This is a genomic window from Bacteroides hominis (genome assembly GCF_033042785.2).
Taxonomy (GTDB): Bacteria; Bacteroidota; Bacteroidia; order Bacteroidales; family Bacteroidaceae; genus Bacteroides; species Bacteroides hominis.
On the sequence record NZ_CP178829.1, the window covers coordinates 1,097,742 to 1,120,119 of the forward strand.

A 22,378-nucleotide genomic window follows, 5' to 3' on the forward strand; every position below is an offset into this window, starting at 1 on the left:
ACTAAGAATATTACTTTAGATTTACTCTAAAGTTACTCTGTGTCCTCTGTGGTGAGTTTCGATACATCCTCTTATATTTTCTTATCCGGAAAAGTACCTTTCCTTTATTGAAGGAAGGAAGTTAAACCAGATTTTTTCTTTTCAAATACATCCAATATCCTGTGATAGGTAATGAAGTTCCTATCAAAGCAGCAATAAAGGTGATGATTTTTGAAAACATTCCTGCATAGGTTCCGAAATGTAAGGCACGTACTACTTTCCAGACGGGAGCCCCCCGTTTTACTTCCACATCAAAGATAAAACTTACTACATCTCTGTACCATTGAAAGGACCACATTAATCCGGTCAGTGCACATACCAGCAAGATAAGTGCTCCATAGAATCCCAGTACGGAGTGTAGATCGAACATGAATCTCCGTTTTCCTCTTTGGTGTTCTATTGTCAGCCGGCTTTTTTTCCATTTGCGTGGCCAGTAAACTGTAAGCCCGCTGATCAATATAAAGATGAAAAAAAGAGTGGAGATGCCTACTATCATTTTGCCTGTCGTCCGGGTATCATCCATAAGCCACCGATGCAGCTTCATCACTATCATTAACGGACTTTCGCGGATAGATTCATATCCCATCATTGCCAGGAGTTCCTCTTTGAATACGAGGATGGCACCTGTAAAGCAAATAATACTGATCAGAATCCCTGCCGGAAGGGAGAGCCAAAGATGAATATAACGGCAATATCTTTTTATCTTCATTTAAAAACGGTAAGAGATTATTGCTGAGAAATTACGTGGATCGATCTGGTTGATGTATCCTCCACGATAGTAAGAATTATATCCTAATGCGTCGAACAAATTGTTCAGGTATACACGGGCAGTAAACTTGTGGATACTATAGGCCAACTGGGCGTTTATTGTAGTATAACCGGGCATGTCAAAAGGCTTTTCGTTGGTCATGGAACCGTGTCCGTCCGGTTTGATTGCAAAATCATTCACAGGACGTTTACCTACGAAATAGACTCCTATACCGGCTGATAGTCTTTTTAATACTCCTTTGTCAAATCGGTATTGAATCCATCCGTTAGCAGTATGTTTAGGGGTATTCATCGGGGCTGAACCATTTTTAAAGGCCGGGCTGTTTTCGTATTTTGCATCCAGATAAGCGTAACCCATCATTACTTGGAGGTTTTCAAGTATACTTCCGCTTAATTCGGTTTCGATACCTTTTCTTTTCAGGCTTCCCGCTTTATCAAAATAACCGGTAGGTTGCGTAGTTCCCGGATGATAAGTACTATAAGAGAGGTTTTTAGTAAGGATATCGAAATATGTCAGATTAAAGCGCAGGCGGTTATTCAGCCAGTCAGACTTGATGCCTACCTCAAATTGGCGGGTATTCGACGGACCTATTTCGTCTCCGTTCTCCATTCGTCTGGCCGCATGAAGGAGGCTGGTAGTGGTTGTATATGAACCGAACAAATTGATGTTCTTTATAGGAGTCAACATGATGCCCAACATCGGATTCCAGGCATCTCCGGTAGTGGGACCTGCACTTGTATCGTCCTGGCTGCTGATATAACTGTACCTCAGTCCCAGAATAGCTTTTATATACTTATTAAAAGTCATTACCTCCTGTGCCATTATTCCATAACTTGAAGAATTGGATTTTACCGGGGTCTCGGGAACAAATTTAACCGCGACAGGTAGCACATTCGAGATACTCGGGGCCAGTACGTTGATAGTGTCTATATTGACAGGGGTATAATTGGTGATCGACAGATCGGTGTTTTTGTAGTCGAATCCCAATTGGAATGTATGTTTAACAGGGCCGGTGAAAATATCTCTGCCGATGAAGTCAAGCTGGAAAGTTGAGTTGCGGTCATCGCGTAATGAACGTGAAATCGTTCTTCTACGCATGTTATATTCTTTATTGACTACGGTTTTTACGGAAGTACTTGTATTATCCACTTTATATGAAGAGCCGAAGTATGCTGCCCGCACACTGATATTATCTGTCAGCTGGCGGGTGATGCGTGCGGCATAAGTCAGCGTCTTGTTGTTTACATTATCGTTTTTGAATCCCAGGAATTTGTTGTGTGGCATGTCGTAGAGATTCTCTTCCGTATCTTTCGATAGATTGACTGAACTGGTATAAGGAGTACGGTTATCATTCAGATAATCCATTTCTATGGTAATGCTTGTTTTGTCGTCCGGACGCCATTCTAATGAAGGGTTGATATATACGCGATTGGAATGGATGACCGGGCGATAATTATCCGAACGTTCGAAGGCACCGTTCATACGGAAAGCGATCGTCTGATTTTTATCCAGAACGGACTGTACGTCGAATGTGGGACGGAACAATCCCCAGCTGCCTGCACGCAAAGATATTTCTCCTTCATTGGTGAACTTGGGTGTTTTGGTTACTACGTTGATTACTCCGCCTGCACTTCCGAGATCGTTTCCGATACCTTGTGTGACGGCTGCAGAACCCTTGATAACCTGTACACTTTCTACTCCCTGCATTTCGGATAAAGCAGATCCGGTGCGGAAATCGGAATCTATCCGGACTCCATTCTTTAAAATGGGTACTCCCCGGTATCCGCGGATGGACATACTTTCTCTTACTCCGCCATACGATCCGAAAAGAGTAACTCCGGGTACATTTTTTGTAACATCGATTACGGTGAGTGCTCCCTGTTCGGCAATCGATTTTTCTGAGATTACAGAAATACTCTGTATCTGTTCACTGGGGCGTAATGGCATGCGGGTGATGGCATCCAGTTTTTTCGGTTGTTTATATCGTTCTCCGAATACTTCTACTGTCGATAATAAGTTTTCGTCAGGTAAGAGGGTGAAAGAGAGTTGTGCCACATTCCTTGAAGTGAGATCAACAGTACGCGTCTGAGTGACATATCCCACAAAACTGATATTTATCTTGTAAACCTTATGAGCCAGATTGCGCAAAATAAAACGGCCTTCACTATTGGTTGTTGTTCCGATGGTGGTTCCTTCTATCTGGACAGTGGCCGAAGCCAATGGTGTATCTGTTTCATCGTAGACTACTCCACGGATGGTGGGTACTCTATCGGCGGACTCTGATTCTGTGGCAAAAAGTAACGATGGGAATATTAGTAAAACTAATACAAGCAGGGCACTATACATTTGCTTCATACATTTAACGGCATTAAATTAATATTAAAAATTAGCGAGCCGCAAAGGTATGTGTACATGAAAGAGTCTACAATACCTATAAAAAGGTATAATGCAACACAAAATCCATAGAATTGGTGATTATTAAAAATAAGGAAAGCGGATGAAAGTGACCTCCGTCCACTTCCACCCGCCTGTTGTGTGCAGATAGTATCAGATTATAAATTCATAATTTCTTTGGCTCTGTCCAGTGCTACATTAATGTTCGGACAGATGTTTTGTTTTCCCAGTAATTCATAGAAGCCGGATTTCTCGAGCGTGTTGTGCACTTTTTCATTTACTCCCGAGAGCACAATGGTGATCTTTTCTTTTTGAGACATTTTGCAGAGGCTGGTCAGGTTATGAATACCGGTTGAATCGATAAATGGAACTTTACGCATACGTATGACGCGTACTTTGGGACGGTCGCCCAGTTGTGCCATTGTCTCTTCAAATTTGGTTGCGATGCCGAAAAAGTACGGACCATTAATCTCATATACCTCCACTCCCGCAGGTATTATCAGATGTTCTTCGCGCACCGCGATGTCCAGTTCGTCATTCGGATCTATTTCGTCTTTGATGACAGATATTTCGGTAGTTTCCATTACACGGCGCATGAACAAGATACATGCAATCACCAGGCCTACTTCGATGGCGATAGTCAGGTCGAAGATGATGGTGAGGAAAAAAGTGATAAGCAGTACTGTTACATCCGATTTGGGATTTTTCAGTAATGCCTTGAAAGTGCGCCATTCGCTCATGTTATAAGATACGATAACCAATACTCCTGCCAGACATGCCATTGGGATGTACTGTGCCAAAGGCATCAGGAAAAGGAGGATCAGCAATAAAACTACAGCATGGATTATACCGGCCACCGGTGTTTTACCGCCATTATTGATGTTTGTCATTGTACGGGCGATGGCTCCGGTAGCAGGAATACCGCCAAATAACGGTGTGATAAGGTTGGCTGTTCCCTGGGCAATCAGTTCGGTGTTTGAATCGTGCTTATCGCCCGTTACACCATCGGCTACGGTTGCTGACAATAACGATTCGATTGCTCCCAAAACGGCAATGGTAATAGCTACCGGGAACAAGTCCTTGATGGCCTCCCAATTGAGTGCAGGCATGGTCGCGTCAGGTAATTCGGATTTGATTGTAAAACGGTCGCCAATGGTATCGATGGTGTCAATACCGGCGTATGTTTTCAATAAATATACTACTGCCGTTACTACAATGATGGCAATAAGGGAACCCGGAATTTTCTTTGAGAACCGGGGGGTAATGGCAATAATGATGATACTGGCAATACTCACAATAGTGTTCCACCAATTGATTGTATCGAAATGGCGGAAATAAATCATCCATTTTCCGATAAAGTCTCCCGGTACTTTCTCTCCACCAAAGTTTAATCCGAAAATATCAGCAATCTGTGTTGTGAAAATGGTGACGGCTATACCGCTGGTAAAACCTACAATAATCGGGTAAGGAATAAATTTAATAATTGCGCCCAATTTAAAAACTCCCAATAAGATAAGGAGTATGCCGGCCATCAGGGTAGCTACAATCAATCCTGCTTCTCCGTATTGCTGGATGATGCCATAAATGATGACAATGAATGCTCCGGTAGGTCCTCCGATCTGTACTTTGCTTCCTCCGAGCAACGAGATGATGAACCCCGCAATAATAGCCGTGATAATTCCCTTTTCGGGTGATACGCCTGATGCGATACCAAATGCGATGGCCAGAGGCAAGGCTACGATACCTACAATGATACCTGCCATCAAATCGGCCATAAACGTTTCTTTAGAGTAGTTCTTCAAGGCTGAGAATAACCTTGGTTTGAAATCAAACACTTTCATTTCTTTCTTTACTTATATATAATGTGATAAATGTCGTTATAATCCTTGTTTTGCAAAGTCGAGGTTGCAAAATTACATAAAATAAATGGTAATAAGATGTTTTTGAACATCTTATTTATTTTTGATCAGTTTTGTCTATATTGCAATAGATATTATTAATGAATAAAATTCCGGGTTTTGTGAACTAAATCCTTATATTTGCGTTATTAATAAAGGCAAGTAACCGACAAACGTAATTACCAATCTAAAATATATCAGATTATGACTAAAAGTATTAAAGGCACTCAGACAGAAAAGAATTTGCTGACATCATTTGCAGGTGAATCACAGGCAAGAATGCGTTACACTTATTTTGCAAGCGTGGCTAAAAAAGAAGGTTACGAACAGATTGCAGCTATCTTTACAGAAACTGCCGATCAGGAAAAAGAACATGCAAAACGTATGTTTAAGTTCCTTGAAGGGGGTATGGTTGAAATCACTGCAAGTTATCCTGCTGGTGTTATCGGCAACACTCTTCAGAATCTGCAGGCTGCCGCAGCCGGTGAACACGAAGAATGGTCTATGGATTATCCTCATTTTGCAGATGTTGCAGAGCAGGAAGGTTTCCCGATGATCGCCGCTATGTATCGTAATATCTCTATTGCGGAAAAAGGTCATGAAGAAAGATACCTTGCTTTCGTGAAGAACATTGAAGTTGCATCTGTATTTGCCAAAGAAGGAGAAGTTATATGGCAGTGCCGTAACTGTGGTTATATCGAAGCAGGTAAGGAAGCTCCTGAGGTATGTCCTGCATGTCTGCACCCACAAGCATATTTCGAAATTAAGAAAGAAAATTATTAATAGAATCAGACTGTATTTTGGAGAAAGGTGGAGCTGTTTAATTATGGCCCCACCTTTTTTCTATGCATTAATAATACTGTTTCTTTATTTACCGGCGTGTGGATAGTCAACCGTGTAGTGCAGACCACGGCTTTCTTTACGTTCCATAGCCATGCGCATAATCAGATAACCTACATTAATCATATTGCGCAGTTCACATATTTCTTTAGATGCCACGCTGCGTTTGAACAGGCTTTCGGTCTCTTCGTATAGGATATCCAGGCGGTCCCAAGCGCGTTTCAACCGGAGATCGCTACGGACAATACCAACATAAGTGCTCATAATCTGATTTACTTCTTTCATACTTTGAGTAATAAGTACCATTTCTTCCGGTGAGCGGGTACCTTCATCATTCCATTCCGGAATCTCTTCGTTATAAGAATATTGGTCAATCACCGATAAACAATGTTTGGCGGCAGCATCTGCGTAAACTACTGCTTCTATCAACGAGTTTGAGGCTAACCGGTTGCCTCCATGTAAACCTGTACACGAACATTCGCCGGCAGCGTACAAACGTTCAATAGAGGATTGGGCGTTCAAGTCTACCTTAATACCTCCACACAGGTAGTGTGCGGATGGTGCTACGGGAATATATTCTTTGGTAATGTCGATTCCTAAGCTGAGGCATTTCTCGTATATGTTAGGAAAATGTTTTTTGGTTTCTTCAGGATCTTTGTGTGTTACGTCCAGATAAACATGGTCGTCCCCACGATTTTTCATTTCATTGTCAATGGCACGTGCCACGATATCACGGGGTGCCAAAGATAAACGTGGATCATATTTTTGCATGAATTCTTTTCCGTCCATTGTGCGGAGCACACCGCCATATCCACGCATTGCTTCCGTAATAAGGAAAGAAGGACGGTCGCCCGGATGGTAAAGAGCTGTCGGATGGAATTGTACGAACTCCATGTCTTTTACGGTTCCCTTAGCCCGGTATACCATGGCGATACCGTCTCCGGTCGCTACAAGCGGATTAGTAGTGGTCTGGTAAACAGCCCCCACTCCACCTGTTGCCATTAGTGTCACTTTGGCCAGATACGTATCCACTTTACCTGTTCGGGGATCGAGTATATAAGCTCCGTAGCATTTTATGTCCGGTGTCTGGCGGGTGACAGTTACTCCTAAATGGTGTTGTGTCAGGATTTCTATGGCAAAATGATTTTCAATTACCGTAATATTGGGATGTTGTTGTACAGCTTGAATCAAACTGTCTTGAATTTCAGCGCCGGTATTATCTTTATGGTGTAAAATACGAAATTCCGAATGGCCGCCTTCCCGGTGTAGATCGAACTCCCCTTTTTCATTTTTGTCGAAGTTTACACCCCAGCTGATCAGTTCTTGTATTTGCGCAGGAGCCTCACGCACGACTTTCTCTACAGCAGTACGGTCGCTGATCCAGTCACCAGCAATCATTGTGTCTTCAATATGTTTCTCGAAATTGTCTACCAGCAGATTGGTCACTGAGGCCACTCCTCCTTGGGCAAAATAAGTGTTTGCTTCTTCCAGCCCACTTTTGCAAACAAGGGCAACTTTTCCTTTATGTGCCACTTTTAGGGCAAAACTCATTCCGGCGATACCGGAACCGATTACGAGGAAATCGAACTTTTTAACCATAAGTTTTAGTGTTTATCACCGCAAAGCTACAAAATAAGTTTTTTCGTTGTGCTTTTCGTTGCCATTAATTCATAATTTTACTAACTTTCCGCCAAAAATCTGACAAAATGAACCGTATTTTTCATGCTCGCATTGTCTGGTACCAGTATTTTCTGCTGGTTGTATTGGGCATTAATGCTTTTGGTTTCTTATGGTGTAAGAATATTATATTGGCTACTTTGATGATGTTGTTTCTGATTGTTATCATCGAACAGATCATACATACAGTTTATACTGTTACCACTGACGGTTTGCTGATACTTAACTATGGGCGGTTTATCCGTAAGAAAACTATTCCCATAGCAGAAATTACTTCAGTCCGCAAAGTGCATTCTATGAAATTCGGAAATTTTGCAGTGACAAACTATTTATTGATAGAATATGGAAATGGAAAATATGCTTCTGTACTTCCGGTGAAAGAAAAGGAATTTATAGAACTGATTGAAAAAACAAGAAACTTAATTTAGTAAGCTATGAAATACCAGGTTATTATTATCGGCGGGGGACCTGCCGGTTACACTGCTGCCGAAGCTGCTGGAAAAGCAGGTTTAAGCGTGTTGCTTTTTGAGAAACAGAATTTAGGAGGAGTTTGTTTAAACGAAGGGTGTATACCTACAAAAACATTGCTCTATTCGGCAAAGACATATGATGGGGCTAAACATGCTTCAAAGTATGCTGTAACAGTTTCTGAGGCTTCGTTTGATCTTTCGAAGATCATTGCTCGTAAGTCGAAGGTAGTACGCAAGTTGGTTTTGGGGGTTAAATCAAAATTAACGTCTAATAATGTTACTATCATAAATGGAGAAGCAACAATCTTGGACAAAAACAAAATCTGCTGTGGCGAAGAAATCTATGAATGTGATAACTTAATTCTTTGCACAGGATCCGAGACTTTCATTCCTCCTATTTCCGGAATCGATACGGTAAATTATTGGACACATCGGGAAGCATTAGACAATAAGGAATTGCCCGCTTCGCTTGCTATCGTAGGTGGTGGAGTGATTGGTATGGAGTTTGCATCATTCTTCAGCAGTCTGGGTGTGAAAGTGACCGTCATTGAAATGATGGACGAGATCTTGGGAGGCATGGATAAAGAGCTTTCTGCTCTGTTGCGTGCTGACTATGCCAAACGGGGCATTACATTTCTGTTGAGTACTAAAGTTGTCTCGTTGGCACAATCAGAGGAGGGGTGCTTAGTTTCTTATGAGAATGCAGATGGTGCCGGAAATGTGACTGCGGAGAAATTGCTAATGAGTGTAGGTCGCCGTCCGGTAACAAAAGGTTTCGGACTTGAGAACCTGAATCTTCAACGGACAGAGCGCGGAAGTATTTTAGTAAACGGGCAGATGGAAAGTTCATTGCCCGGAGTATATGTATGTGGGGATTTAACCGGATTTTCTTTATTGGCACATACGGCAGTTCGTGAAGCGGAAGTAGCCGTACATGCAATTCTCGGTAAAACAGATACAATGAGTTATCGTGCTATTCCCGGTGTAGTGTATACCAATCCTGAAATAGCCGGAGTCGGGCAAACAGAAGAGTCCCTTATTGCGAAAGGTATTGCTTATCGTGCTGTAAAGCTTCCTATGGCATATTCTGGACGTTTTGTTGCCGAAAATGAAGGGGTAAACGGTGTATGTAAAGTATTGCTTGGAGATGATGATACGATTTTGGGAGCACATGTTTTAGGCAATCCGGCTTCTGAAATTATCACATTAGCAGGTATGGCCATAGAAATGAAACTAAAAGCGGCCGAATGGAAGAAGATTGTTTTTCCCCATCCTACTGTTGCCGAAATATTCCGTGAAGCATTGTAAGAGTTACAAGTTGTAAGTTACGGGTTATAAGTATCATGCGTATAATGGCGCAATTACTCGTAACCCGTAATTTATGACTTGTCATTCGTTGTTTATAAGCATTATGAAGAAACTGAATTTATTTATTTTATTCTCTTTTTGTTTTTCAATTATTATCCGGGGGCAGGTAGATTTCGCCGCAATTGATTCACTTATTAAGAAGGAATTGCCCCAAGGTTCCGAAGTTGGTATTTCCGTGTATGATCTGACTGCAAAGAAATCACTCTATACATACCGTGATGCCAAGCTTTCGCGTCCGGCATCTACCATGAAACTATTAACTACTATAACCGCGCTTGCCCGGCCGGATGCAGATGAACCTTTCCGGACCGAAGTGTGGTATAAAGGTACTATAGAACATGATACGCTCCGCGGAGACATTTATGTGATTGGCGGATTTGACCCGGAGTTTGACGATGAAGGTATGAATGCATTGGTGGAGGAAGTGATAACTTTTCCTTTTTCAGTATTGAAAGGGAGAATCTATGGAGATATATCGATGAAAGATTCTCTTTATTGGGGAAGCGGTTGGGCATGGGATGATACTCCCTATTCTTTTCAGCCTTATTTGTCGCCATTGATGTATCATAAAGGTGTAGTGAAAGTAACGGCTGTACCGGGAACGATACGTGGTGACTCGGCGCGCCTGAGTTTTGAACCATCGTCCTCTTATTATACTGTGATCAATGAAACTGAGACACGTACTCCTTCTGCCGGTAAGTTTTCTGTTTCGAGAGGATGGTTAGAGAATAAAAATAATCTTATTGTCAGTGGAAATGTAGAGAATAGAAGAATTGGTGATGTGAATGTGTATTCTTCGCAGGACTTCTTTCTGCATACCTTTGTCGAACGTTTACGTAATAGAGGGATAGAGATTTCGGAGCAGTATGCTTTCGACAGCTTTCAGCCCGACAGTCTTTCTACCCGCATGGCACGTTGGGAATGTCCCGTTCAGAAAGTAGTAGACCAGATTATGAAAGAAAGTGATAACTTGAGTGCGGAAGCATTACTTTGCCGTTTAGGAGCACAAGCTACAGGCAAAAAGCAAGTTTCGGCTAAAGACGGGATCGATGAGATCCATCGGCTGATTAAAGATTTGGGGCATGATCCGGACAATTATAAAATAGCTGATGGTTGTGGATTGTCAAATTACGATTACCTCTCTCCTGCCCTGTTGGTTGATTTTTTGAAGTTTGCTTATTCGAGAACGGATATTTTTCGGAAGCTCTATAAAGCTCTTCCGGTTGCAGGTATTGATGGAACACTTAAGAATCGTATGAAAAAAGGGTCGGCATTTAAGAATGTACATGCCAAAACGGGATCTTATACTGCCATTAACACATTAGCCGGTTACCTAAAGATGGCTAACGGTCATCAGGTGGCCTTTGCCATTATGAACCAAAATGTATTGTCGGCAGCCAAAGCAAGGAATTTTCAAAATAAAGTATGCGAAATACTGGTAAATTGTAAATGATGAACGATGAACACTTTGTAGAAGTCACAGTCGGTTCATCGTTCATCGTTTATCGTTTATTTTTCGTATTCTGCCCAGTTCACGTTTTTCATATCTCCGCTTTTAGCCAGTTCGGCATGCATTCCCAAAGCAGCTTGAATGGCGTGAGGAGTCTGTGACTTATTACCGGCCAGTTTCAGATAATCCCATAAGATTTGTTTATAATCCGGGTGTGCACAGTTTTCGATGATTGCCTGTGCTCTTTCCTTCGGACTTTTGCCACGCAAATCGGCTACTCCCTGTTCGGTAATAACGATATTAACGGAGTGCTCACTGTGATCCAGATGAGAAACCATCGGAACGATGGAACTGATTTTGCCTTCTTTAGCCACTGACGGACAAGTAAAGATGGAAATATAAGCATTCCGTGTAAAATCGCCCGAGCCGCCGATACCATTCATCATCTTGGTTCCACCGATATGGGTAGAATTTACGTTACCATAAATATCTGCTTCAATGGCGGTATTGATAGAGATGATTCCTAAACGGCGGACTACTTCCGGACTGTTAGAGATTTCAGACGGACGGAGAATCAGTTTATCACGGAAGAAGTCCATGTCGTCATAAATGCCTTGCAGGCAGTCATTGGTTACGGTCAGTGAGCAGGCACTTCCGAATTTTACACGACCTTCACGGATTAATCCGATCACAGAGTTTTGGATAACTTCGGTATACATTTCGAAAGCAGGGATTGTTTTATCGCGTCCCAAGGCTCCTAAAACTGCGTTGGCGATGTTACCTACTCCCGATTGTAACGGAAGGAATGTGGAAGGAATAATGCCACGTTTCATGTCGGCAGCCAGGAAGTCGGCCACATTCTGACCAATCTTATCAGTAATAGGATCGGCAGCCGCAAATGAACGGGCTTCATCCGGCCAGTTTGTTTCTACGATACCTACAATCTTTTTCGGGTCGACTTGTATATAAGGTAGTCCGACGCGGTCACTCGGTTTGTAGATTGGAATTTCACGACGGTAAGGCGGGTCGAGCGGTTCGTACACGTCATGCATTCCCATCATATTTTGGCTATGTGCACTGTTCAACTCAATGATGATCTGATCGGCCAGTCGGCAGACGGTTGGTGCAATTCCACCGGCAGCTGTCAGATAGATTTTTCCATCCGGAGTCACTTCACAAGCTTCGATGATAGCTACATTCACTTTTCCCATGAATCCGTAGCGCACTTCTTGTGCCATTTGTGAAAGGTGAATGTCATTATAGGCAATCTCACCGTTATTCACTGCTTTACGGAAATCGGGATTGGTTGTGTAAGGGGCACGATAACGGATAGCCTTTACACGTGATAATATGCCATCACATGAGTCGCCGGTAGAAGCTCCGGTAAAGATGCCGATCTGGAAAGGGTTTCCTTTTGCATGTTCCGCTTCCGCTATTTTCGCTATTTCGGAAGTGACAGCTTTGGCCGTTCCTGCGGGGGTAAAACCGCTGAGGCCGATGTTATAGCCATGTTTTACAAGGCTGGCAGCTTCTGCTGCAGAAATGGATTTGAATGCCATAATTATAGTATTATTTTCGTGTTAGGAATAATCTTTCAATATTTTCTATTCAGAATTTCGGACCAGATAATGGCTTTTCGGGCTTCTTCAGCCGAGCGAATGGTAAATTCCGGATCATCTGTCGGGGATGCTTCCATTTTCGGAGGAATTGTTTTATTTTTCTTCACTTCCGCTTTCGGAGGGAGCGGTTGGGAACGGAATGTTTGATGTTTTCGCGGTGTTTGAAGGACTTCGGCCTCTTCCGTATCCGGAATGGGTACGAAAGGTTTTTGGGCAGATCTTTCCGTTTTGCTCTTTTTGATCTGTCTGATAAGAGGTAATGCGAAAACAGCCATAATGACGAGGACTTTTAAAATATCATCCATAGTACTTTTATTTTCTACAGTCCGCCAAAGTTATACATTTAATCTGATTGATACCAATATTTTGGTATGAAAAAAGGGCAGCTTCACAGCTCCCCTTAATTTTTTTAACCTAAACCTTAACTATGAAAAAATCTAATGTTTCTTTCATTGCACAAATGTGTGAAATAAAATTAATAGTGCCAAATCCTTACGCCATAAATGTTTGTTCTATTAACATAAATTATCCTTTTGCCTCTGAATCGATAAGCAAAAGTGTTATTTTGGTTTCATTTCACAACTTTTTGAGGATGAAGCTGTATCTTTGCAGGTACAAATTTAAATTCTGAATTTATGAACGAATTGACGGGAGCGGACTTTAAATCCGCAACTGCTGATGACAACAAGAAGTTGTTTATCGAGACTTATGGCTGCCAGATGAATGTGGCCGATAGTGAAGTAATTGCCTCTGTGATGCAAATGGCCGGTTATTCGGTTGCCGAAACGCTGGAAGAGGCTGATGCGGTATTTATGAATACTTGCTCTATCCGTGACAATGCCGAGCAGAAGATTCTGAATCGTCTGGAGTTTTTTCATTCGATGAAGAAAAAGAAGAAGCATCTGATTGTAGGCGTGTTGGGATGTATGGCCGAGCGAGTGAAAGATGATTTGATTGAACATCATCATGTAGATCTTGTAGTGGGGCCGGATGCTTATTTGACTCTTCCGGAACTGATCGCTTCTGTGGAAGCGGGTGAGAAGGCAATGAATGTAGAGCTTTCGACTACGGAAACCTATCGGGATGTGATTCCTTCACGTATCTGCGGTAACCATATCTCCGGATTTGTATCCATCATGCGTGGTTGCAATAACTTCTGCACCTATTGTATAGTGCCTTACACCCGTGGTCGTGAACGCAGCCGGGATGTGGAAAGTATTCTGAACGAAGTGGCCGATCTGGTATCAAAAGGTTACAAAGAGATTACTTTGTTGGGGCAGAATGTAAACTCTTATCGTTTTGAGAAGGAGGGAGGAGAAGTGGTTACCTTCCCAATGTTGCTTCGTGTGGTAGCTGAGGCGGCGCCGGATGTACGTATCCGTTTCACAACTTCGCATCCCAAAGATATGAGTGATGAAACTTTGGAGGTGATTGCACAAGTGCCTAATGTATGTAAACACATTCACCTTCCCGTGCAAAGCGGTAGCTCGCGTATTCTTAAGTTGATGAATCGTAAATATACGCGTGAATGGTATCTGGATCGTGTATCGGCTATTAAGCGTATTGTCCCCGATTGCGGGCTTACTACGGATATATTCTCCGGTTTCCACTCCGAGACAGAGGAAGATCATCAGGAGTCACTTTCGCTGATGGAGGCTTGTGGCTATGATGCGGCATTTATGTTTAAATATTCCGAGCGTCCCGGTACTTATGCATCTAAACATCTGGAAGACAATGTTCCCGAGGAGGTAAAAGTCCGTCGTCTGAATGAAATAATTGCTTTGCAGAATCGTTTGTCTGCTGAATCCAATACCCGCTGTATCGGAAAGACCTATGAAGTATTGGTAGAAGGTGTTTCGAAACGTTCGCGCGATCAGTTGTTCGGCCGTACCGAGCAGAACAGGGTGGTTGTATTCGATCGTGGTACTCACCGGATAGGCGATTTTGTGAACGTAAGAATTACGGAAGCCAGTTCTGCCACGCTGAAAGGTGAAGAAGTTTTCGGATAATCCGTAGTTTTGCATATAAAATAAAAGGTGTAGTCATTGAGAACGTATGGCTACACCTTGTTTGTTATATGGCTACAATGTTTTATCTTTGTGCGTACCTTAGAAAATAGAACACCATGAAGAACAAACTATTTATTTTAATTGCACTCTGCATTTCAATTCATGTTTTAGCTCAAGAACCTAAAAAGGAAATTCCTTTAAAATATGGTGCCACTAACATCGGCAAGCGTCAGGACGAAGCTATGAAGCGGTTTCGCGACAATCGTTTGGGAGAATTCATTCACTGGGGACTGTATGCCATTCCCGGTGGCGAATGGAAAGGTAAAGTATATAATGGAGCTGCCGAATGGCTCAAGTCGTGGGCTAAAGTTCCTGCTTCTGAATGGCTGGGGCTGATGAAACAATGGAATCCGGTAAAATTTGATGCACGCCAATGGGCGAGAATGGCCAAAGAGATGGGAGTAAAATACGTCAAGATAACAACGAAACATCACGAAGGATTCTGTCTCTGGCCGAGCCGGTATAGTGAATATACCGTAGCGCAGACTCCATCTAAGAAAGATATCTTAGGCGAGTTGGTAAAAGCCTACAATGATGAAGGTATCGACGTGCATTTCTACTTTTCGGTAATGGATTGGAGCCATCCGGATTATCGTTATGAGATTTCATCGAAAGAAGATAGCGTTGCTTTCAGCCGTTTTCTCACTTTCACCGATAATCAGTTGAAGGAATTGGCTACCCGCTATCCGACGGTTAAGGACTTTTGGTTCGACGGCACTTGGGATGCAAGTATTAAGAAGAATGGTTGGTGGACAGCTCATGTAGAGCAGATGTTGAAGAATCTTGTGCCGGGAGTCACTGTCAATAGCCGGCTTCGTGCCGATGATTATGGCAAGAGACACTTCGATAGCAATGGCTGTCTTATGGGAGATTATGAATCGGGGTACGAACGTCGTCTTCCTGATCCGGTGGAGGACTTGCAGGTGACTAAATGGGATTGGGAAGCTTGTATGACCCTTCCCGAAAATCAGTGGGGATATCATAAGGATTGGTCGCTGAGTTATGTCAAGACTCCGGTAGAAGTAATCGACCGTATTGTGCATGCTGTATCGATGGGAGGGAATATGGTAGTCAATTTCGGTCCTCAGGCCGATGGTGATTTCCGTTCGGAAGAGAAGGAGTTGGCTGTAGCTTTGGGTAAATGGATGAAGAAGTATGGTGAGTGTATTTATGGCTGTGGCTATGCCGGATGGGATAAACGAGACTGGGGATACTATACCCGTAAAGGTCAAGAGATTTATATGGTTGTATTCAATTGTCCCTATTCGGGTTTCCTTGATGTAAAGGTTCCGAAAGGCACAAAAATAGAGAAAGCCGCTTTACCGGACGGACAGGAACTGAAGGTTGTCGAGACCACCCGGAATGAATATAATGTAGCTATGCCTTCGCAAAATCCGGGAGAACCCTTTATAATCAAATTGCAAATTAAAGAAACTTCCGCTACGACAGACAAGTACCGGGATGCATTGACATAGTAGAATTTCCTTATCTGTGCGTTCACCCGCAAAAAGGTGACCAATCATTAAAATAAAATATTATGAGAAAACTATCTTATTTAATTATTGCATGCTTATGCCTGTGCAGTAGTATTTCTCCCTTGATGGCACGACAGGTTACCGCATTCAATACCGGCTGGCAATTTAAGAAAGGTCCTTTTGCAGCCGATCCGATGCGGGCTGCTTCACAATGGGACGGAAAGTGGGAGACTGTTGAGATTCCACATACCTGGAATGCCAAGGATATGCAAGTTCAATCGGGCTCTTTCTATGAAGGGGTGGGTTACTATCGGAAAACACAGTTTTTTCCTCAAGATTTGAAAGATAAACGTATATTTCTGCGTTTCGAAGGAGTAGGGGCTTGTTCGGAAGTATACGTCAATGGAAAATTGGTCGGCACTCACAAGGGTGGCTACTCTGCTTTTGCCTGTGAAATAGGTACGGTCCTTCAGTTCGGAACAGAGAACGAGATCGTTGTTAAAGCCGACAATAAGGCCCGTCCCAACGTAATTCCGGTCAATCAGAATCTTTTCGGAGTATATGGTGGTATTTACCGTCCCGTATGGCTGATTGTAACTGAGCAGAATAACATTACGGTTACCGATTGTGCCTCTCCGGGTGTTTATATTACCCAAAAGAATGTTTCAAAAAAGTCAGCCGATATAACTGTGAAGGTAAAATTGGATAATGCCAGGCTCCAACCTGCTGCTTTGACTCTTGAAAATGCTATTTATACGCAGGATGGGCGTAAAGTAAGTGTACACAGCCAGTCGTTCGACCTGACTCCGCAAGGAACACAGACCTATACATCTACTTTTAAGATGAAAGATCCGCACCTCTGGCACGGACGCAAAGATCCCTATCTCTATAAGGTTGTCTGCAAGCTGATGGCAGATGGAAAAGTAATTGACGAGGTGGTGCAACCTCTTGGTGTGCGTAAATATGAGATTGTGGCCGGGAAAGGTTTTTTTCTGAATGGAGAAAAGTATCCGATGTATGGCGTAACCCGCCATCAGGACTGGTGGGGACTGGGCAGTGCGCTTAAGAATGAACATCATGACTTCGATCTGGCTACAATAATGGATGTGGGGGCTACTACTGTCCGTTTTGCCCACTACCAACAGTCAGATTATCTCTACTCCCGTTGTGATACACTGGGACTGATTATCTGGGCCGAAATACCTTGTGTAAACCGGGTGACCGGATACGAAGCGGAAAATGCCCAAAGCCAGCTTCGTGAACTAATCCGTCAAAGCTTCAATCACCCTTCTATTTACGTATGGGGGCTTCATAACGAAGTATATCAGCCTCATGAATATACAGCTGCCTTGACCCAATCTCTTCATGATCTTGCTAAGACGGAAGATCCGGATCGTTATACCGTTTCGGTCAATGGATACGGACATATGGAACATCCGGTCAATTTGAATGCGGATATACAGGGTATGAACCGTTATTTCGGTTGGTACGAGAAGAAGATACAGGATATCAAGCCTTGGGTAGAACAACTTGAAAAAGAATATCCTTATCAGAAGCTGATGTTGACTGAATATGGTGCCGATGCCAACTTGGCCCATCAAACCGAATATTTGGGTGACGCCCTCAATTGGGGCAAGCCGTTCTATCCGGAAACATTCCAGACTAAGACACACGAATATCAGTGGAGTGTCATCAAAGACCATCCATATATCATCGCTTCTTATCTTTGGAATATGTTTGATTTTGCCGTACCGATGTGGACACGTGGCGGTGTTCCCGCACGTAATATGAAAGGCCTGGTTACCTTTGACCGTAAAATAAAGAAAGACTCTTATTTCTGGTACAAGGCCAACTGGAGTGAGAATCCGGTTCTTTATCTCACGCAACGTCGTAATGTCGATCGTGAAAAACGAATGACTACCGTTACTGTCTATTCTAATATCGGGACTCCTAAAGTATATCTGAATGGAAAAGAACTGGGCGGTATTCGCAAAGGATATACCGATGTGCATTACATCTTCGATAATGTGGTACTTGCTGATGGGAAAAATGTTCTGAAAGCTGTAGCCGCAATCAAAGGAAAGGAGTATACCGATGAAATCGTATGGAACTATTCCGGTGAGAAAAACCGGGAAGTAGATTCTTATGAGAATAAGAATGAACATTCAGGTTTTTGATAATAGATTTGTCCCACGTACCCGGGCTTATGAGCCCAGGTATGTGGGACGAGATCATGAAAAGGTTATAAACCCTTACGGGCATTATAAAATCTCTTTGATATAGCGCGTAGGCGGCACTTTATAGAACTTCTTGAATCTTGCTCCGAAATATTTAGCATCGCAAAAGCCTAAATAGGTTGCTATTTCTGTAACGGTGTATTTTTGTGTAACCAGTAAAATTTTGGCTTTATTCATTTTAAAATAATACATGTACTCTGCAGGTGCTTTATCTGTAATCTCTTTTAATTTAGTTCTGTAACGGTGTATTTTTGTGTAACCAGTAAAATTTTGGCTTTATTCATTTTAAAATAATACATGTACTCTGCAGGTGCTTTATCTGTAATCTCTTTTAATTTAGTATAGAATGTAGTACGGCACATTCCCATATCGGCGCTTAACATGTCGACCGTATAATTGTCTGATGAGAGATTCTTTTCCAGAAGCTTATTTACTTTATCCATAAATAGGGTGTTCTCTTCACTCTTCGAAGTTGTCTCAGGGAGGTCGGCAGGCAAATTGGTTTCCAGAAGCTGTTTGATACGTTTATGCTTATTTATAAGTACTTGTATATCCGCTTTAAGCCTGCAAATACTGATTGCACGTGGTGCCAATTTATCTACTCCACAATGGATATGGGTGAGATAACTCCTATTATCATTGAAGTTCATCAGGAGAATGGCGGGAGTTTGAACCATGCTGGCATTTGATTTTATCCGGGAATAAATTTCTTTTCCGCCTATACCGTTCACTATTTCATCAATAATGATAATATCTGGTGTTCGCTGACCGGAGAAATTGGATAAACGTTCCGGATTATTAAGAATAGTTATCCGGAAGAGGGTTGAGAGGGCTTCATTTAAGTAGCTACTCAACTCATTGTCTGACATGACTAACAGTACGTGTGACCTATTTTTATCAGAACGGCCCATCTTGCCATCTTTTATGGTAGGAATTTCCACTTCCGGACATTGGATTGTATTGCAGCAACCGTTTATGGGAACGATAACTTGAAAAGTAATAATTCGCCTATGGCAATCCCCGATTAATTTTCCACCATGTAAGCGGATTATCTTCTTTATGATTTGAAGATTCCCACAGTGGTATATCAACATAAGGGCAGAGAGTAGAGAAAGTAACTTTTTATTGTCCTGTTTGCATTCTGGTCCATTGGTAATCCGGAGGCTCCAATGGTTGTTCAGGTGCGACACGTTCATATTAATGCAACCTTTGCAAGGTGTGGCATCGATTATTTTACTCAATAGGCATTGTAAGGCTGCAGTCATGGTAATTTCGTCTACCCGGCAACTGATATAGCCGAAATCTTTGCTGACGTTTAATTGTATCTGGCGAGTATTGGCATAACTCTGGCATTGATTGGTGATTGAGGTAATGAAAGTGTAAAGTTCAAACTCAATGGGAGAACCAGGATATATTTCATTCTCTATATTGCTGAATATTCCAATATTCTGGTAGCTGTTCATGATGTGGCTGGTGTAGCCAAGCACTCGCTTTAACTTTTGAGATGTAGGTTCAGGAAGGTTGTCAGAGGCGATTTCTTCCAGTAAGTGATGCATCAGAGTCAGTGGGGTTTGAGTTTTATGAGCTATGTTTTGAACAATGCCCAGTTTTTCGTGGGAAAAGAGTTTCGTGTTATACATGATTCTATAACGTATCATGAGAACAATAAACAACCCTATTACCAAACCCTCAATCGGGTATACCCATGACATCTGCCATAAGAAAGCAGGTATAAAAGTAGCTGTTTGGTACTGACTTGTAAGGTCGAGTTGTACATCGGTTTGCATACAAGGACATACATCATTAAATTGTGTGTCCAATAAGATCAACTGTAAAAATAGAATAACTGGTTCCATAACTGTATTTAGATAATTATTAATTTTGTTTTCATAGTTAAACCATCATTTTTTCAAACTTCTTTTTTGGGGGGAATTCCCAATTAGTCGTTGGTGCTGCAATTATAGGGCTTTTTGTACAGCTTGATTGGGTATAATCTTTTAAAAGATATGGGTAATATCTGGTAACGGATTTTAATGTATATATTTACGATTGTTTTAGACTTTGCCGTATGGAGGGGATTTTATAGTTGTGAGGTAATCAGGTTTATTTTCATGATCTATGCTTCACTTATCAGATTTTGCCCGCTTATTATTTATATTTAGATACTGATTGATTACATAAAAAATGGTAGAAATAACTCCCAGGGATAAAAATAACTCCTGGTTACATACTTTATGGTACCTTCTGATAGTGGAATAATCGTAATGTCAGAATAGCTCCCTTTATGTTTGCAGATGCTTTTATGAATGTTTTATCATTTTCTAAATATTTGATATTTAGACGGTTGCTTAATGTCGAGATCTTTTCCTTAGACAATTTTTTTGTTTTATACATTGAGTTGGGGGAGAGTGAGGCTGTTAAAACAATATTACCCTGACACCCAGCCTCGATTTCTTATCTGTTAATTGTATGTGCTTCTTTTAATTAAAAAGAATGTATTACTTTTTATTACCTGTTAATGGGTTGGTTTTTAATAATGTGATGGTATGTAATAAATTGTAATGCGTTGAAATGGACGTATTATGTCAAAATTTCTTTTTTAGCCTAATCGTTAAATTATTTTAGAATTTAATATGGGAAATGCGGTGAAATAAATAATCTTTTGATTATTGTTGTTTGAGGTAAACATTTAGGGTTCTATTTTTTATATCAATAACCGGGCGATTGTATGTTTATCCTCTGTTAATCAGTGAAATTGGTAGTGAGATTTTGAGATAATATTGTAAAGTATTACATTTGTTTGCAAAAACAAACTACGATGAAACGCTCTAGATTATTTTTATGGATTTTGGGTATAATAATGCAAGCATTTTTGGTCAGCATTCATTTCTATCAGAAAAATGTGGAGGCAATGCGTACCGAATCAGAAGACCTTTTAGTAGAAGTGCTCAAGAAAGAGTTGCACAGAAAGCAACAAGAGTTGAATCTGTTTTATGTTTTTAAGGTAACGACCGATACTATTCCTCTAACGGTACGCATTACAACCAGTGATGGAATTAAGGTTTATACTGTAGATGCTAAGAAAAGTGAAAAGAATATTTCGCAAAATATGGCAGAACGATCTTGGCATTCTATTGTTTGTATGAAGACTTGTTTGTCAGTAGACACTTTACGCCAACTTTGGGACGAGGAGCTCAAAAGGCGGGAAATTTTTGTCCAATCTGATATACACATATCAGTAACTAACTTGGATAATACTATCTCTCTTTTTAAATGTAAGGATTGCAATGACTTTTGTTCCGGGACACACAGATTTACTTTTTATGTGGGTAATAGATGTGAACTTGAGATTATTGGTTTTTACTCTTATCCATGGTGGGCTGTATATCAGTATCATTCCACTCCATTTAAAGTGATAGGTGGTGTGGTAGCTGTTCTTATTGTTATTTTCTGTTGTTGGCTTCTGATAAAGAGATATATATCCAAAATTCGAATTGACAAGATACGTTTGGCCACTGATTGTGATCGTGAAAGAAAGGTTCGGATGAAATTAGAAAAGGATCAGAAAAGGTTAGAGGAAAAGCAAAAAGAATATGAGAATCGAGTTAAAGATCTTTCAGCAAGAGGTAAAGAGCGTGAAGAAGAACGAAAAAGAATGGAGAAGATGCTGAAAGAGTATGAGGAACAGATTCAAAAGCTTAAAGAATTAAGGGAATCTGGTAAAGAACCATTGCTTTATGTATTGAGTCCAAAAGTTACTTTTGATTCTTATGCAAAAGTATTAATATGTGCAGATCGAGCTATTCCTCTTACTTCGCAGGCTTGTCGACTCTTGAATGCTTTTTTGAATGCTCCCGAGTATATTTTAACTTACGACGAATTATTAGAATGCCTGTGGAAAAATGGTGGTGGAGGTATGGTTCGTTTGCGAGTGGCTATTTCTCGTCTACGTATTTTGTTGAGTGTGGATCCTGATATTACTATTTTTCAAAGGGATATTGATAAATATCAATTAGTACTTCCTGAAAAGGGGTAATTTATGAAGCTTTTTATACTATGTAATAATTTGTAAT

At 41.4% G+C, this 22,378-nt stretch carries 16 protein-coding genes; 8 read left to right on the top strand and 8 right to left on the bottom strand.

Features of this window, described 5'->3' with window-relative positions:
- Positions 1-121 precede the first annotated feature (121 nt).
- The 3 genes from R3O62_RS04840 to R3O62_RS04850 all read right to left on the bottom strand — a co-directional run bounded on the left by R3O62_RS04840 (position 122) and on the right by R3O62_RS04850 (position 5,043).
- The gene (locus R3O62_RS04840; RefSeq protein WP_005782830.1) at positions 122-748 is read right to left on the bottom strand and encodes a PepSY-associated TM helix domain-containing protein; all 627 of its coding nucleotides are present in this window, start codon (positions 746-748) and stop codon (positions 122-124) included.
- Positions 749-3,163: a TonB-dependent receptor gene (locus R3O62_RS04845; RefSeq protein ID WP_032540942.1), complete on the bottom strand. Its 2,415-nt coding sequence runs from the start codon at positions 3,161-3,163 to the stop codon at positions 749-751. It abuts the gene before it with no gap.
- Positions 3,164-3,360: 197 nt separating this feature from the next.
- Complete coding sequence (locus R3O62_RS04850; RefSeq protein ID WP_005782825.1) at positions 3,361-5,043, bottom strand: SulP family inorganic anion transporter; 1,683 nt, start codon at positions 5,041-5,043, stop codon at positions 3,361-3,363.
- A gap of 261 nt (positions 5,044-5,304) precedes the next feature.
- On the opposite strand from R3O62_RS04850, the gene rbr reads away from it, so the two are divergent.
- Positions 5,305-5,883 carry a rubrerythrin gene (rbr, locus tag R3O62_RS04855; protein ID WP_005782823.1) on the top strand — a complete coding sequence of 193 codons (579 nt, stop codon included), beginning with the start codon at positions 5,305-5,307 and terminating at the stop codon, positions 5,881-5,883.
- 84 nt (positions 5,884-5,967) lie between these two features.
- Here rbr and nadB read toward each other — a convergent pair whose 3' ends face one another.
- Entirely contained in the window at positions 5,968-7,539 is a 1,572-nt protein-coding gene (nadB, locus tag R3O62_RS04860) for an L-aspartate oxidase (protein WP_005782820.1), read from the bottom strand.
- Positions 7,540-7,646: 107 nt separating this feature from the next.
- On the opposite strand from nadB, the gene R3O62_RS04865 reads away from it, so the two are divergent.
- The 3 genes from R3O62_RS04865 to dacB all read left to right on the top strand — a co-directional run bounded on the left by R3O62_RS04865 (position 7,647) and on the right by dacB (position 10,908).
- Complete coding sequence (locus tag R3O62_RS04865; protein WP_032531545.1) at positions 7,647-8,045, top strand: PH domain-containing protein; 399 nt, start codon at positions 7,647-7,649, stop codon at positions 8,043-8,045.
- Positions 8,046-8,051: 6 nt separating this feature from the next.
- Positions 8,052-9,395, top strand: coding sequence for a dihydrolipoyl dehydrogenase (gene lpdA, locus R3O62_RS04870; RefSeq protein WP_032540944.1), 1,344 nt, complete (start codon positions 8,052-8,054; stop codon positions 9,393-9,395).
- A 103-nt stretch (positions 9,396-9,498) separates the two neighbouring features.
- Positions 9,499-10,908 (top strand): D-alanyl-D-alanine carboxypeptidase/D-alanyl-D-alanine endopeptidase, encoded by a 1,410-nt coding sequence (gene dacB, locus R3O62_RS04875; RefSeq protein WP_032535580.1) that lies wholly within the window; start codon positions 9,499-9,501, stop codon positions 10,906-10,908.
- Positions 10,909-10,964: 56 nt separating this feature from the next.
- Here the strand turns inward: dacB and R3O62_RS04880 are convergent, their stop codons facing one another.
- Together R3O62_RS04880 and R3O62_RS04885 are read right to left on the bottom strand one after the other, a co-directional pair.
- On the bottom strand, positions 10,965-12,464 hold the full coding sequence (locus R3O62_RS04880) for an acetyl-CoA hydrolase/transferase family protein (protein ID WP_269110402.1): 1,500 nt from the start codon (positions 12,462-12,464) through the stop codon (positions 10,965-10,967).
- Between the two features lie 35 nt (positions 12,465-12,499).
- Positions 12,500-12,829, bottom strand: a complete 330-nt coding sequence (locus R3O62_RS04885) for a hypothetical protein (RefSeq protein ID WP_032543393.1) — start codon at positions 12,827-12,829, stop codon at positions 12,500-12,502.
- Positions 12,830-13,159: 330 nt separating this feature from the next.
- Here R3O62_RS04885 and miaB point away from each other — a divergent pair, with 330 nt between their 5' ends.
- From miaB to R3O62_RS04900, 3 genes are all read left to right on the top strand, one after another.
- A complete protein-coding gene (miaB, locus tag R3O62_RS04890; RefSeq protein WP_032540946.1) occupies positions 13,160-14,533 on the top strand; it encodes a tRNA (N6-isopentenyl adenosine(37)-C2)-methylthiotransferase MiaB in 1,374 nt (457 codons plus the stop codon).
- 116 nt (positions 14,534-14,649) lie between these two features.
- Positions 14,650-16,068: an alpha-L-fucosidase gene (locus R3O62_RS04895; protein WP_032540947.1), complete on the top strand. Its 1,419-nt coding sequence runs from the start codon at positions 14,650-14,652 to the stop codon at positions 16,066-16,068.
- A gap of 62 nt (positions 16,069-16,130) precedes the next feature.
- A complete protein-coding gene (locus tag R3O62_RS04900) occupies positions 16,131-18,245 on the top strand; it encodes a glycoside hydrolase family 2 protein (RefSeq protein ID WP_122296852.1) in 2,115 nt (704 codons plus the stop codon).
- Positions 18,246-18,329: 84 nt separating this feature from the next.
- Here the strand turns inward: R3O62_RS04900 and R3O62_RS04905 are convergent, their stop codons facing one another.
- Positions 18,330-18,554: a helix-turn-helix domain-containing protein gene (locus R3O62_RS04905; RefSeq protein WP_413958311.1), complete on the bottom strand. Its 225-nt coding sequence runs from the start codon at positions 18,552-18,554 to the stop codon at positions 18,330-18,332.
- Complete coding sequence (locus tag R3O62_RS04910) at positions 18,530-20,161, bottom strand: transcriptional regulator (RefSeq protein WP_413958300.1); 1,632 nt, start codon at positions 20,159-20,161, stop codon at positions 18,530-18,532. The genes R3O62_RS04905 and R3O62_RS04910 overlap by 25 nt, the downstream gene beginning before the upstream one ends.
- Positions 20,162-21,123: 962 nt before the next feature.
- Here R3O62_RS04910 and R3O62_RS04915 point away from each other — a divergent pair.
- Positions 21,124-22,341, top strand: a complete 1,218-nt coding sequence (locus tag R3O62_RS04915; RefSeq protein ID WP_032535584.1) for a winged helix-turn-helix domain-containing protein — start codon at positions 21,124-21,126, stop codon at positions 22,339-22,341.
- Positions 22,342-22,378: the final 37 nt, after the last annotated feature.